Raw genomic sequence first — 13,880 nt, 5'->3', positions numbered from 1 at the left:
ACGCCGAATTGAGCAGACCTGGTGTTTCATCGTCAGGCAAGGTCCGCGGGGGTGGGCCAACCTCTCGAAGGATCAAGGCCATGGCCAGCTACACCGACGTTTCGCCGGTTTCGACTTATGCGCTGACCAAAAACAAGTATGTGGACTCGCTGCTCTTTGCCAATGCCGCCATGCGCAACGCGTGGAGCACGCTGGCCGACGGCAAGACGCAGGTGAGCTTCAGCTTTGCATGGGCCAATGGCGCCGACAGCAAGTTTGCCGGAAACTATGGTGCCGAACCGCTGGCCTTCACCCACGGCGCGGTGCCGACCGCCGCGATGCCGCAGATTGCCGATGCCTTTCAGGCCTGGGCCAATGTCGCCAATCTGGCCTTCACGCAAATCGACGAAACCGGCGCGGGCACCGTGGGCGACATCCGCATCGGCCTCTCCTCGGCGGTGAGCGGGCGGTACTGGGGCTATGCGAGGCTCGCGGGCTATGGCGCGTCCAATGTGCATGGCGATATCTGGATCTCGCCCACGTATGGCAGCAGCTCCTATGCGCCGGGCACCTACAATTACATGGCGATCCTGCACGAGATCGGCCATGCGCTGGGCCTCGACCACCCGTTCGAGGGCAACAGGATGCCCTCGGGCTACGACGTGCGCAACTACACGATCATGTCCTACACCGACCCCAAGGGCGTCTGGTGGTTCAACAGTGCGACCGGGCAGGCCGAATACCTGATCAAGTCGCCGATGGTCTACGACATCGCCGCGATCCAGTCGATCTATGGCGCGAACACGGCCTACCATGCCGAGGACACGACCTACACATATTCGCCCAACGCGCCGTTCATCGCCGCGATCTGGGATGGTGGCGGCAACGACACGATCGATCTTCAGGCCTTTTCGAAGGCCTGTGTCGTCAGTCTGCTTGCCGGGACATATTCGACGCTCGGCTTTGATACCACCTCTGGCCTTGCCAACAATCTGGGCATCGCCTTCAACTGCACGATCGAGAACGTGACCGGCGGGGCCGGGGCCGACAAACTGACCGGCAACGAGGGCGCCAATGTCCTGACCGGCGGCGCGGGCGATGATACGCTCACCGGCAATGCGGGGGCCGACAGCCTCTGGGGCGGCGAGGGCAAGGACATCCTCAAGGGCGGCAACGATGCCGACATTCTCGTCGGCGGGGCGGGCAAGGACACGATGACCGGCGGCACCGGGGCCGATCACTTCGTTTTTGCAGCCATTTCCGAGTTTGGCGGGACGACGCTGGCCACGTGCGACGTGATCACCGATTTCAATCACAAGCAGGCCGACCTGATCGACCTGTCGGCCATCGATGCCAATACCGCCAATGGCGCGGGCGACGATGCCTTTGCTTTCATCGGCACGGCGGCCTTCCACCATGTGGCGGGCGAGTTGCGCTACGCCTCCAGTGGCAGCACGACCATCGTCCAGGGTGATATCAACGGCGATGGCGTGGCCGATTTCTGGCTCGCGCTGACGGGGCGGATGGCGCTGGTCCAGGCCGACTTCGTGCTCTGAACGGGGCAGGAGAGGGGAGGGATATCTCCGGTTTGAATGTTTCGCGCGTCCCGTAACGGCGCGCGCGGGGCTAGGATGAAGGCCCCCATTTCCGGTAACAGTCCAAGGTTCTCATGGCGACCTACAACCAGGCCAGTGTCGTCCGGACTTTTTCGTTGACCAGCGACAGCCGGTTCAACGGCTTGATGTTCGCCGATCCGGCCTATCGCAATGCCTGGTCGACGCGCTCTGGCGGCACGACCCAGATCAGCTACAGCTTCATCTGGGCGGGCGGCGTCGCCTCGCGCTTTACCAGCACCTATGGCGCTGAGCCGACAGCCGGAACCGCGGTCCCGTCTGCCGCCTATGGCGAGATCGCGCAGGCCTTCCAGCAATGGGCCAATGTCGCCAACATCAGCTTCCGGCAGGTCACCGAAACGTCGGGCGGCACGGTGGGAGACATCCGCATCGGCCTCTCGTCGAGTGTCGACACGGATACCTGGGGCTATGCCAAGATCAGCGCCAACGGGTCTGACAACAGCCATGGCGACATCTGGATCAATCCCACCTGGGGCAACCAGTCCTTCGCGGTCGATACCTACAATTTCGCTGCCATGATGCACGAGATCGGCCATGCGCTGGGGCTGGCCGATCCGTCCTCGGGCAGCGGCCTTGCCATCGGGTACGACCAGCGCAACTACACGATCATGTCCTACAACGACCCTTACGGGGTCTATGTCTACAACGCGACCAGGCAGAACTTCGACTACATCCTGCGCACGCCGATGGTCTACGACATCGCCGCGATCCAGGCGATCTATGGCGCCAACACGAGCTACAACGCGGGCGACACCAAATATGTCTATTCGCCCGACGATCCGTTCTACGCGACGATCTGGGACGCGGGCGGCACCAACACGATCGACTTGCGCGCCTTTACCCAGGCCAGTTTCGTCGATCTCCATCCCGGCGCCTATTCCACGCTCGGCTTCAACGGGGCGGCTGTCTCCAACAATCTGGGCATCGCCTATGGGGTCCATATCGAGACCCTGTTCGGCGGCTCGGGCAGCGACACGCTGGTTGGCGACGACCTGCTCAACCGCATCTATGCCGGCAAGGGCGATGATCGCATCTATGGCTATGGCGGCAACGACCGCCTTTCGGGCGGGCCGGGCAACGACATCATCTCGGGCGGCGATGGCAACGACATGTTTCTGGCGGGCGACGACACCGGGAACGACCGCTATGTCGGCGGGCCGGGCAACGATCTGGTGACATATGCCGGGGCCAAGACCGGGGTGACGATCAACCTGGCCACGGGCGTGGGCAACGGCACTGCCGCCGGGCTGGGCACGGACACGATCTCGGGCATCGAACGCGCGACGGGCGGCGCCTACAACGACACGGTCATCGGCGATGGCTACGACAATGTCCTTTCGGGCAATGGCGGCAACGACACCATCGACGGGGGGGGCGGGCAAGGATACCTTGCGCGGCGGGGTGGGCTTGGACCGGCTCACCGGCGGGGCCGGGGCCGACCGTTTCGTGTTCGAGCGGGTGATCGAATTTGGCGGCACGACCGCGACGACTTGCGATGTGGTCACCGATTTCAGCCATGCCCAGGGCGACACGATCGTCCTCAACCCCATCGACGCCAACACCCGGACACCCGATGTCGACGATGCTTTCACCTTCATCGGCACCGCCGCCTTTCATGGCGTGGCGGGGGAACTGCGCTATACCGCCAGCGGCGCCAACACGCTCGTTCTGGGCGACGTGAACGGCGATGGCCAGGCCGATTTCGCCCTGCTTCTGCTGGGTACGATCAGCCTGACCAAAAGCGATTTCGTGCTTTAGAGCCCGACCCAAAAGTCCTGCGGGTCGGTTTGGCGGGTCTTTTGCGCCACCACAGCGTCGGCTGATCGCCACGATGCTTTTAGGCGCTTCGATCAATCAGGTTCACGCGAAGCTTGCGAATGAAAACGCTGGGTGCCGTTTGATCCATTCCTCGTCATCCCCGCGCAGGCGGGGATCCAGCTTCCGGGGTTTCGCGCACACACCGGCGTTGCGGCTGGATTCCCGCCTGCGCGGGAATGACGAATAAAACAAAAAAATCAGACTGGCCCGAGTTTTCAGGCAGAAAACGTATCCACCGCCTTGCGGCCAAGGCCGGGATCGTCGGTGAAGAAGGAATCGATGCCCGCGGCGATGAACCGCTGGATCAGTGCCACGCAGGCCGCGTCCTGTCGCACGGCGTCGCCGCCATTTTGCGGGCCCGTCCCGCGAAAATCGCTGGGCAGGAACATGTTTTCGGGGCGGAACGTCCAGGTCGAAACCTTGAGCCCGGCGGCATGGGCATCGCGCACGAGGCTGGTGGGCTTGCCCAGCGGGCCATTGGGCTTGCCGTCCGGGGTGCCGAAGGGAATGATCCCTTGCAGGACGGGCGAAACCCAGTCGGCATAGCGCCGCATCTCGGCAAGGCCTTTGGGCGTGTGCATCTGGGCATAGGTCAGGGTGCCGCCGCTCGCCTTCACGTCGGGCGGGGGCACGTCCATCGGTACGGTCAGTTGCAGCAGTTCGATGTTCTGCCAGGCCCCGATGCGCGGGCGCAGCCACTTGAGGTTGGCCACCTCGAAGCTCTGCACGATGACCGGCGCGTGGGAGAGGTAGTGGCTCGCGCCCACGCGGTCGAGGAAACGCTGTTCCTGCGGCAGGCCGATCTGCGCGAAATAGGTCGAGTGCTTGATCTCGGGGATCAGGCCGATGGTGCGCCCGCGCGCGGCGGATTCCGCTGCGGCGAAATCGGCGATTTCTTCGAGCGTGAGGAGCTGGAACTGCCCGTCATAGCTGCGGCTTTCCGGGCGCATGGCCCCCAGCCGCTCGACCGCGCGCAGGGTTTTCAGCTCCGCGAGGGTGAAGTCCTCGGTGAACCAGCCGGTCACCTTTTCTCCGTCGATCAGCTTGGTCGTGCGACGGCTGGCGAATTCGGGATGGTCGGCGACATTGGTGGTTTGCGCGATGTTGTTCTCGTGCCGGGCGACGAGGGCGCCGTCCCTGGTCGAGACCAGATCGGGTTCGATGAAATCGGCGCCCTGCTCGATGGCCTTGGCATAGGAGGCCAGCGTATGCTCGGGCCGCAGCGCCGAGCAGCCGCGATGGCCGATCACCAGCGGCTTGGGGCGGGAGGGCGCTGGTCTGGCCATTGCGGTAAGGCCGGGCGCGCCCAGCGCGGCGAGCGAACCCGCCGCGCTGGTGCCAGCATGGATGAAATTCCTTCTGTCCATAAGGCCGCGCTTCATCCTTACATCCCCACCGCAAAGGTCAGGAACCACTGGCGCGGCGCAATCGGATAGACCGCATAGACCGAGGCAGGCTGGCTGATCGAGACGCTCGATGCGCCGCGCACATCGAACAGGTTGGTCACGTTGAGCGCAATCGAGGCCTTGCGCAAGTGGACCAGATCGGCCGGCAGGTTCACCGCGAGGCGCAGGTTGCTCATGTAGTACGAGCCGACCGCGGCATCGTTGGTGTAGGTCGCAAAACGCTTGCCGATGTACATGCCGGTGAACTGGCCTTCGACCGGGCCATAATGGGCCGAGACGACGGTCTTGTTCATCCACTGCGGGCTGCCGGGAACCTGCTTGCCCGCCGTGGCGAAGGTGGTCGTGCCGTTCGAATAGTCGCTGCCATAGCGCGAGCTGTTGTACGAAACCCCGTCATAGACCGAGATGTACGAGCCAAGGCCCAGCGTCATCGAGGCATCGACGCCATCGGTGGTCACCCCGCCCACGTTGAACAGGCTGGTCGTGCCCCCGGTGATCGAGCTGCCGCCAAGGCCGCCCACGGTCGTGCTCACCGCCAGCAGGCGGTTGGAGAAGTCGACGTGGTAGTAGTTGACCTGTGCATCGAGCGAGGAAATCAGCGAGCCGACAAAGCTGTGGTGGCTGCGCAGGCCCACTTCATAGGTCCACGAGGTCTCGGGCTTGCCGTTGTCGCGGAAGTAGTCGAACGCGGTCTGGCTGCCGACACCCCAGGGCGCCGTGCCGAAGTTGCGCATGTTCTTCTGGATGTTGAAGTAGACCTGCTCGTGGCGGTTGAACGCATACTTGGCGCCGATCGCGGGCAGGAACCAGCGCTGGGTGTCGATGTTGCCCGAAGGCAGGCCGCCGACCATCCCCGAATAGGACCCGGCCACCGGCTGGATCGGATACCAGCCCTTGGCGAAGACGAGGCTCGACTTGATGCCGCCCTCGACAGTCAGCTTGTCGTTGACCTTCCACTGGTCCTGAAGGTGGAGCTGAATGGAATCGGTGCGGTATTCCTGGCTGTACTGGGTGAACAGCGGGTTCTGCTGCCAGTGATAGGGATCGGTCGGGGCGTTGACATCGAGCGCGTACCAGTTGCGCCAGATCGTGCCGCTGTTGTGCTCGTACCAGCCACCCAGTTCGAGGGCATGGCGCCCGACTTGCGCCTGAAGCGTCGAGACGAGGCCGCCACGGCTGATCCGGTACTGGGTGACGCGGGTGATGTAGCCGCTGCCGCCCGTATCATCGACCAGCTGGTCGCGGGTGTCGTTGGGGAAGTAGGCCCGCGCGACCGAAAGCGACTGGCCCAGCGGCCCGGCCACCACGCCCTGGCCATCGTTGTGATGGTAATAGGCCAGGTTGGTCCAGTGGATGTTGCTGCCCAGGTTCGCCTCGTACTTGAGGTAGCCGAGGTAGTCGGTACGCAGCGCCGCCGAGAAATAGTTCAGGTAGTTGCTGCCCTGCGCGGCGGGCGTGTTGCCCTGCGCATCGACATAGGAGAGCGCCTGCGACCAGTTGGGGAACATGAACGGGCGGGTATAGGGCGTATAGGCCTGCGCCGCGGTTGCCGGGCGGGCATACGTCGTGGTGGCGTCTTCGTTGGGTTCCTGCTTGTCGGAATAGTCGAAGTAGGCCGTGAACTTGCCCGCGTCGTTCTCGTGGACGTACTTGGCATTGACCTGCCAGCCACCCTGACGGCCATTGAAGTCCCATGCGCGGGCCCGCTGGCGCGAGAAGGCGGCATAGGCGCGCGAATTCCCGTCGGCGCCGAAGGCCCCGGTGTCGACGCGGCCATAAGTGCGCGAGGTGCCATAGCTGCCGACCGTCTGCGAGAGGGCAATCGCACGGGTCTTGGACGGATCGCTCGACGTCGTCTCGATCGCGCCGCCCAGGTTGTTGAGCGAGGGAACGCCCAGCCCGCCAGCGCCGGTCGCCACGACGACATTGCCGATGTCTTCCGAGATGATCGCGCGCTGGATTGAAAGCCCCGCAATCGTCCCGTAGCTCAGGTCGCCCAGCGGCAGCCCGTCGAGCGTGTAGCCCAGCTGGTTGATGGCAAAGCCGTGGATGAACAGAGACATGTTCTGCTCATTGTTGCCCCACGGATCGGCCGTCTGGTACATCACGCCCGGCAGCGTCTGGATCGCGCCCAGCGCCGAGACACCCGGCAGGATCTTCTGGATCTCGGTGCCCGCCAGTTCGGTGGCGGTGCGGGTGGTCTTGCCCACGCTCACCACGATCGGGGTGGTCATCTCGATGCCGCCATCCGCAGCGCTCCTGGTGGCGGCTTCAGGTGCGGGCGCGGGGTTGGGCGCGGCAGGAGCCGCCTCGGCCTCTGCGGCATGGGCCGGCGAGAGGGTCGCAAGGGCCGCCGTGACAAGCGCACCCAAAGAAAGGGAGTGGAGGAGACGGCTCGCGCCCATGGTGTCGGTCCTTGTTGATGCACAGGTCGATGCAAACGATGACATTTGCTGTCGGCGCGGACCGATAGGGATGGTTTGTGACGACTTGTGGTCATGAATGTGACTGAAATTCAGGCGTTTGGTCACAGACTGCGCATGTTTGCGCGCGCCATCTTTCCGCAACGCTACGCAGTTCCAACAGGGGGCGTCTCACGGTTTGTTGGATAGGGCAGGATTAACGCTGTCTGCGATGTCCCTCGGAGATGTGCATGTTTGGATTGCGGAGAGCCTTTGGAAGCCGTTCACGCGAAACGGCAGGGCATGACAACGGGAGTGTCAACCCCGCTCTGGCTCTCGTGCCGCCGCCGTCCGAAGCGCCGGTGGAGGTCGATGCGGCGGGCCTGACGACGCGCGTCGTGCGCAGCGATGGCGCGTTGCGCGGCCTTGGTCAGGAAACTTTCCGCTTCGGCAATCGTGCCGCCGGGCTGGTTCTCGCCTATATTTCGCCGCACGTCGATTTCGAGACGGTCGTGCTGCGCCTGCGCCCCTTGTGCGCGCCCGCGCGCGTGGTGGCGGTGAGCACGGCGGGCGAATTGTGCGGGGGCGATGGGCCCCATGGCGCATCAGGCCCGCTCTATTGCCCCGCCGATGGCAGTTGGGACAGCGTGGTCGTCCAGATTTTCGGCCCCGACATCTTCGAGGCGATCAGCATCCAGTCCGTGCCTCTGGCCAACGAGGACATCCGCGCGGGCGCCCCGCGCAAGACCCAGGCCCAGCGCGTGGCCGAGATTGCCGCCAATCTCGACCGCCTGCCCGTGCCGTTCCCGGTGCGCCATACCGATACCCTCGCGATCACCCTGATCGATGGCCTGTCCGCCTCGGAAAACTTCTTCATGGAGGCGGTCTACCGCTCGGGGAAGTATCCTTGCGTGTTCATCGGCGGCTCGGCGGGCGGCAAGCTCGACTTCAAGGCAACCTGGCTGTTCGACGGCGAACGCTTCGTCCAGAACCATGCGGTGATCGTGTTCGCCAAGATGCGCCCCGATGTGCGCTTCGGCATCTTCAAGACGCAGAACTTCGTCGAGACCGGGCACAGCGTGGTCGTCATGGAAGCCTCGGCTGAAACGCGCAAGGTGACCTCGGTGGTCGAGCCCGGCTCGGTCGAGATCACCCCGGTCGTCGATGCGCTCTCCGCGATGATGGGGTGCCTGCCGCACGAACTCGAACAGCGGCTCAAAGGCTACACGTTCGCGGTGCGGGTCAACGACGAACTTTTCGTCCGCTCGATCGCGGGGATCGACGTGGCCGCCGGGGTCATCAGCTTCTATTGCGACATCAATCCGGGCGACGAACTCCACCTTGTTGCTGCAACCGATTTTGCGCAGCAAACCCGGCAGGACATGGACGCCTTCCTCGCGGGAAAACCCCGGCCCATGGGGGTTATCCTGAGCGACTGCATCCTGCGGCGCCTGAGCAACGGGGAAAACCTGTCCGCGCTCGACGGCATGTGGGGAGACATTCCGGTTGCCGGGTTTTCCACCTTCGGCGAGCTTCTGGGCATCAACGTCAACCAGACGCTGACCGCCGTGGCCTTCTTCCATGTTCCCGAAGGCACCCCCTTCGAGGAAGACTTCATCGACAATTTCCCGATCCATTACGCGCACTTCTCGCGCTATTTCGTCGAGACCCGGCTGGCCCAGCAGCGCCTGATCAACGGTCTGCGCCAGCAATTGCTGGGCCGGCTGATCGAGTTCGTGATGAAGACCGCGCGTCTTGCGCAGGAACTCGATCAGGTCGCCAGCGGCACCGACGAGGTGCGCCGCAACATCGAGGTGATGCGCAACGACATGGAATCGCGGCTGGGCGAACTGACGCTCGATGATCGCACCGGCCAGCTCGACGCCGAGTTCGGCCATGTCGCCGAGGCCATGGCCCGCCTGCGCGAGATCGTCGAGGTGATCGACAAGATCAACATGCAGACCAACCTGCTCTCGCTCAACGCTGGGATCGAGGCCGCGCGCGCGGGCGAGGCGGGGCGTGCCTTCGCCATTGTCGCCAACGAAGTGCGCAGCCTGGCCAAGATGACCGGCTCGACCCTCGACCAGAGCCGGGATTCGCTCTCGCAGGTCGATGCCTCGATGACCCGGCTGGGCGAACATGTCGCCGAGAGCGAGACCAAGCTGGGCCATGCGCGCAGCGGCTTCGATGTGATCGCGGGCAATCTGGGCAAGATGTTTGCCTCGTTCGCGCGCATCGGCGACCTGCTCGGCTCGGTCGAGCAGATGTCGCGCCAGCAGACCACGATGATGACCCAGGTCGAGATCGAGATCGAGCGTCTCAAGCGGGTGGAAGGCCAGAACTGAGCAGGGCCGTGCATGCCCTGTCCCGTATTCCGGCCAGTGAATCCCGGTCAGCCGTGCCGCAGCAGCTCTTCGGCGACCTTGTGGGCTTCCGAGCGGCCCTCGCGCAGGACCGGGCGCGGGTCGAAGCGGGCATAGACGCCGCCCGGCGGCATGATCTGCTTCGTTGCGTTCACACCGATCAGGCGCGTGGCCAGGGCATCAGCCTCGGGCACGAGGACCACTTTGACAATCGCGAGCGCCCCGATCCACAAGGGCAGCGAGAGTCCGATCGACCAGACCATGCACAGGGCGGCCCGGCTGGGACGATATTTGCGGAAGAAGGCGGCCATCGATTTCCCCGGTCTTGTCATGCGGTCCCGTCTTTCGGGCTAGAGCCGGGCGGCTGACGCGAACATGAATTACCGAAATTTCATCCGGGGCGTGAACCGGTCTGGTGTGTCGGGCCCATGACGGAAGGGGCCTGTCGGCCCCTTCCGTTCATCATTTCGATCAGGCTTCCCGATCATGCTTCGATGTAGTGCGCGGTGGTCCTCTCGCGCACGTCCTGCGCGCTCACGCCGGGGGCCAGTTCGACCAGACGGAACGGGCTGGCATGATCGGCGCGCTGGAACACGGCCAGATCGGTGATCACCATGTCGACCACGTTCTGGCCGGTCAGGGGGAGGGTGCAGGCCGGGATGAACTTGGCGCTGCCGTCCTTGGCGCAATGCTCCATCACAACGATGATCCGCTTGACGCCTGCGACGAGGTCCATCGCGCCGCCCATGCCCTTGATCATCTTGCCCGGCACCATCCAGTTGGCGATGTCGCCCCCTTGCGAGACTTCCATCGCGCCCAGCACGGTGAGGTCGATATGCCCGCCCCGGATCATCGCGAAGCTCTGCGCGCTGTCGAAATAGGCCGACTGCGCCAGTTCGCTGATGGTCTGCTTGCCCGCGTTGATGAGGTCGGCATCGACTTCGTCGTCATAGGGGAAGGGGCCGATGCCCAGCATCCCGTTTTCCGATTGCAGCGTCACCTCGATCCCCTTGGGGATGTGGTTGGCCACCAGCGTCGGAATGCCGATGCCCAGGTTCACATAGAAGCCGTCTTCGAGTTCGCGCGCGGCGCGGGCGGCCATTTCATCACGAGTCCAGGCCATCATGCGGTCTCCCGTGCGCGGGTGGTGCGGAATTCGATCTTCTTGTCATAGGGCGCGCCCAGCACGAGGCGCTGGACATAGACGCCGGGCAGGTGGATGGCATCGGGATCGAGGCTGCCGGTCGGCACGATTTCCTCGACCTCGACCACGCAGACCTTGCCGCAGGTGGCCGCCGGGACGTTGAAATTGCGGGCCGTCTTGCGGAAGACGACATTGCCGCTTTCGTCGGCCTTCCATGCCTTGACCAGGCTCAGGTCGGCAAAGATCCCGCGTTCGAGGATATAGTCCTGCCCGTCGAAATTCTTCACTTCCTTGCCCTCGGCGACCAGCGTGCCCACCCCGGTCTTGGTGTAGAAGCCCGGAATGCCCGCGCCGCCTGCCCGCATGCGTTCGGCCAGGGTGCCCTGGGGGCAGAATTCAACCTCAAGCTCGCCCGACAGGTACTGGCGCTCGAACTCCTTGTTTTCGCCGACGTAGGACGAGATCATCTTCCTCACTTGCCGCGTGCGCAGGAGCTTGCCGATCCCCTCGTTGTCGATTCCGGCATTGTTGCTGGCAAAAGTCAGGCCCTTGACGCCCGCATCGCGCACCGCATCGATCAGGCGTTCGGGAACGCCGCAGAGGCCAAAACCGCCACAGGCAATCAGCAGGTCATCGCGCAAGAGCCCGTCAAGCGCGGCGGCGGCATTTGCATATATTTTATTAGCCATCGGCATCTCCCATTATGGGCCACATCCTACCCCACACGATGCATCGAAACTAGCGATACATCTTTATCTTTTCTGATAGGAAAGAGCGATGAAACGCTTGGCAATCTATCATCTGGAAACCTTGCTGTGGATTGCCCGCCTTGGCACGTTTCGTGCAGCGGCCGAGCGGCTCAACACCACCCAGCCTGCCATTTCGGCCCGTGTGCGCGAGATCGAGGAGCAACTGGGCGTGGCCCTGTTTCGCCGCGAAGGGCGCAATATGGTGCTGACCGCGCGCGGGCGGGCCCTGGTCGCCGATTTCGAGCCGCTCTGGGCCGGTTTCGAAAGCGCGCTGTTTCGCGCCAGCGACTTTGGCGGGGCGACCGGGATCGTGCGGATCGGCTCGGGCGAGATCGCCGCGGCCAGTTGCCTGCCGCCTTTCGTATGCGAGCTGGAGCGCGACCTGCCCGGCGTCACCCTCGAAATCGCCATCGACCTGACCGCGCGGATGCTTCAGCAACTGCTCGCAGGCACGAGCGATCTGGTGTTCCTTGCCGGGCCCGTGGCCAGTCCGGGCATTCGCACGGTGTGCCTTGGCAGTGTCGCGCTGGTCTGGGTGGCCGGGCGCGACACGGCGGCGCGGGTGCAGGGCAAGGCGGTGGATTTTTCTGCACTGCCCTTGTGGTCGATCCCCGAGAATTCGCCGATCCACGGGGTCATGCACGAAAGCCTCGCGCAGCTTGGCATTGCCGCCCGGGTCGTCCGCACCTGCAACAATGTGCGCACCCTGATCGAGATCGTCGTGCACGGGGGCGGGGCCGCGCTGCTGCCGGCCCCGATGATCCGCGCCGAACTGGCGCGCGGCGATCTGGTCGAACTCCTGCCCCCGCCCGAGCGGCAGATCCGCTTCGAGGCGGCGATCCGCAGCGGCGAGCGCGACCCGCTGATCCTTGAGCTGTTCCGCCGGGTCGAGGGGCTCAGGATCGAGGCGACCGCTCTTCCCTGATCTCGGGCTTGAGGCCCAGATGCTGGGCCAGCGCCTTGAGATCGCGGCCCACGCTGTCGTTGATGAGCACCGCATGGGGTTCATCGACCCGCAGGACGAGTGCATCGCCATGGCGGGTGAGCGAACTGCCGTCGAGCGCGGCGCGCGCGCCGACGGTGAAGCGGCGGCACAGGCGCGTGGCCAGGCCCCAGGCCTGTGCCTCGCGCAGCATGGCCGGGCTGGCCAGCATCGAAAGGTCGGCGGGCAGCACGGGCTTGCCGACATTGGCGATCATCGCGGCGGCGAGCATTGCGCGGTCGCGCGCGGTCGCGCCGATCCAGCGCTTGCGCAGGCCCCATTCGTGCGACAGGTCGCCGCGCAAGTTGGGCTCGACCGTGGCCGAGGCCAGGCACAGCATGGTCGCGGCCATGCGCAGCCGCTCGCGGCCCTCGGCAGGGACGACCGCTGCGGTCCACTGGCTGACCATCGTGCAGGCCAGCGCGGTGATGCCATGGTCGAGCGCGAAGACGCGCGCGCCGGCCACCAGCGGGTCTTCGGCCTGGACCTCTTCGGGCATGCTTGCCCACAGGCGTCCTTCGCGCAGGCCCCAGGCCGAAAAGACCAGCCTGTCGGGCTTGAGCCGGGTGATCAGCGCCGCCAGCAGCGCGGCCGTATCGGGCAGGCTGGCCAGACGGCCCGCCGAAACCCCCGGAATGGGGGCCACGGTCTCGCTCTTGCGGCGGGCCATGGCCTTGGCCAGCTTGAGCGCAAGGGCAGGATCGGCGACATAGCCATGGGGGTCGTCGATCGGCCAGGCGGTCTTGATGATCATGTGGCGGGCAAAGGCGCGCAGCGAGCCGCCCACCAGATAGAGGGTCTGGCCCGGCGTTGCCGTCCAGTCTGCCCGGTTGAGCGCCTTGGTCACTTTCTGGGTGAATTCGCGCTGGCCCTGCGCACGCAGCGCGGGCAGGCGCAGCGTGCCCAGCGGCATGCTGATCCCGTGGGTGCAGCGCCCGTCGGCCACGTCGATCAGTTCGAGGCTGCCCCCGCCCAGATCGCCGACAACCCCGCGCGCATCGGGAAAGGCGCCGAGCACGCCGTGGGCGCTGGTGATCGCCTCTTCCTCGCCGCTGAGCAGGCGGGGTTCGAGGCCGAGGTCGCGGATTGCATTCAGAAAGGTCTGGCCATTGCGCGCATCGCGGCTGGCGGCGGTTGCCACCACGTCGACTTCCTGAACCCCCTTGAGGTCGAGGATCGCACGGAACCGCGCGAGCGAGGCGAGCGCGAGGGCCATGGCCTTGGGGGAAAGATTGCCGCTTTCGGCCACCCCTTTGCCCAGCCGCGCGGCGACTTTCTCGTTGTGCAGCACCTGGGGGGCGCGCAGCGGCTGGCCATAGATGACCAGCCGGACCGTATTCGAGCCGATATCGACGATCGCGCGCGGACGGGCGCCGGCGACACGGGACAGGGCTTGCACCATG

The 13,880-nt window shown here is 64.9% G+C and carries 10 protein-coding genes and 1 pseudogene; 5 read left to right on the top strand and 6 right to left on the bottom strand.

Annotation, left to right across the window (positions count from 1 at the left end; translation table 11 throughout):
* Window positions 1-80: 80 nt before the first annotated feature.
* The 3 genes and pseudogenes from SBI20_RS04935 to SBI20_RS17595 all read left to right on the top strand — a co-directional run bounded on the left by SBI20_RS04935 (window position 81) and on the right by SBI20_RS17595 (window position 3,371).
* Window positions 81-1,535, top strand: a complete 1,455-nt coding sequence (locus tag SBI20_RS04935; protein ID WP_317974002.1) for a M10 family metallopeptidase — start codon at window positions 81-83, stop codon at window positions 1,533-1,535.
* Between the two features lie 113 nt (window positions 1,536-1,648).
* A pseudogene (locus SBI20_RS04930) lies at window positions 1,649-2,989 on the top strand (M10 family metallopeptidase); the annotation flags it as partial.
* The gene (locus tag SBI20_RS17595; protein WP_411911541.1) at window positions 2,931-3,371 is read left to right on the top strand and encodes a M10 family metallopeptidase C-terminal domain-containing protein; all 441 of its coding nucleotides are present in this window, start codon (window positions 2,931-2,933) and stop codon (window positions 3,369-3,371) included. The pseudogene SBI20_RS04930 and the gene SBI20_RS17595, both read left to right, overlap by 59 nt.
* 275 nt (window positions 3,372-3,646) lie before the next feature.
* Here SBI20_RS17595 and SBI20_RS04925 read toward each other — a convergent pair whose 3' ends face one another.
* Complete coding sequence (locus tag SBI20_RS04925; protein WP_317974000.1) at window positions 3,647-4,813, bottom strand: glycerophosphodiester phosphodiesterase family protein; 1,167 nt, start codon at window positions 4,811-4,813, stop codon at window positions 3,647-3,649.
* 2 nt (window positions 4,814-4,815) lie between these two features.
* Window positions 4,816-7,242: a TonB-dependent receptor gene (locus tag SBI20_RS04920; protein ID WP_317973999.1), complete on the bottom strand. Its 2,427-nt coding sequence runs from the start codon at window positions 7,240-7,242 to the stop codon at window positions 4,816-4,818.
* Window positions 7,243-7,577: 335 nt separating this feature from the next.
* Between SBI20_RS04920 and SBI20_RS04915 the strand changes: the two genes are divergently transcribed.
* A complete protein-coding gene (locus tag SBI20_RS04915; RefSeq protein ID WP_317973998.1) occupies window positions 7,578-9,584 on the top strand; it encodes an FIST N-terminal domain-containing protein in 2,007 nt (668 codons plus the stop codon).
* A gap of 47 nt (window positions 9,585-9,631) precedes the next feature.
* On the opposite strand, the gene SBI20_RS04910 is transcribed toward SBI20_RS04915, so the two are convergent.
* The 3 genes from SBI20_RS04910 to SBI20_RS04900 all read right to left on the bottom strand — a co-directional run bounded on the left by SBI20_RS04910 (window position 9,632) and on the right by SBI20_RS04900 (window position 11,435).
* The gene (locus SBI20_RS04910; protein WP_317973997.1) at window positions 9,632-9,934 is read right to left on the bottom strand and encodes a hypothetical protein; all 303 of its coding nucleotides are present in this window, start codon (window positions 9,932-9,934) and stop codon (window positions 9,632-9,634) included.
* Window positions 9,935-10,086: 152 nt separating this feature from the next.
* Window positions 10,087-10,725 carry a CoA transferase subunit B gene (locus SBI20_RS04905; protein ID WP_317976042.1) on the bottom strand — a complete coding sequence of 213 codons (639 nt, stop codon included), beginning with the start codon at window positions 10,723-10,725 and terminating at the stop codon, window positions 10,087-10,089.
* Window positions 10,725-11,435: a CoA transferase subunit A gene (locus tag SBI20_RS04900; RefSeq protein WP_317973996.1), complete on the bottom strand. Its 711-nt coding sequence runs from the start codon at window positions 11,433-11,435 to the stop codon at window positions 10,725-10,727. The genes SBI20_RS04905 and SBI20_RS04900 overlap by 1 nt, the downstream gene beginning before the upstream one ends.
* Window positions 11,436-11,523: 88 nt before the next feature.
* On the opposite strand from SBI20_RS04900, the gene SBI20_RS04895 reads away from it, so the two are divergent.
* On the top strand, window positions 11,524-12,420 hold the full coding sequence (locus SBI20_RS04895) for a LysR family transcriptional regulator (RefSeq protein ID WP_317973995.1): 897 nt from the start codon (window positions 11,524-11,526) through the stop codon (window positions 12,418-12,420).
* Here SBI20_RS04895 and SBI20_RS04890 read toward each other — a convergent pair.
* Complete coding sequence (locus SBI20_RS04890) at window positions 12,392-13,879, bottom strand: Ppx/GppA phosphatase family protein (RefSeq protein WP_317973994.1); 1,488 nt, start codon at window positions 13,877-13,879, stop codon at window positions 12,392-12,394. The genes SBI20_RS04895 and SBI20_RS04890 overlap by 29 nt on opposite strands.
* Between the last annotated feature and the right edge of the window lies 1 nt (window position 13,880).

It is taken from the genome of Novosphingobium sp. IK01 (assembly GCF_033242265.1).
GTDB classification, from domain to species: Bacteria; Pseudomonadota; Alphaproteobacteria; order Sphingomonadales; family Sphingomonadaceae; genus Novosphingobium; species Novosphingobium pituita.
The sequence above is the reverse complement of the archived record's forward strand: the minus strand, read 5'-3'. Positions and strand labels throughout refer to the sequence as shown.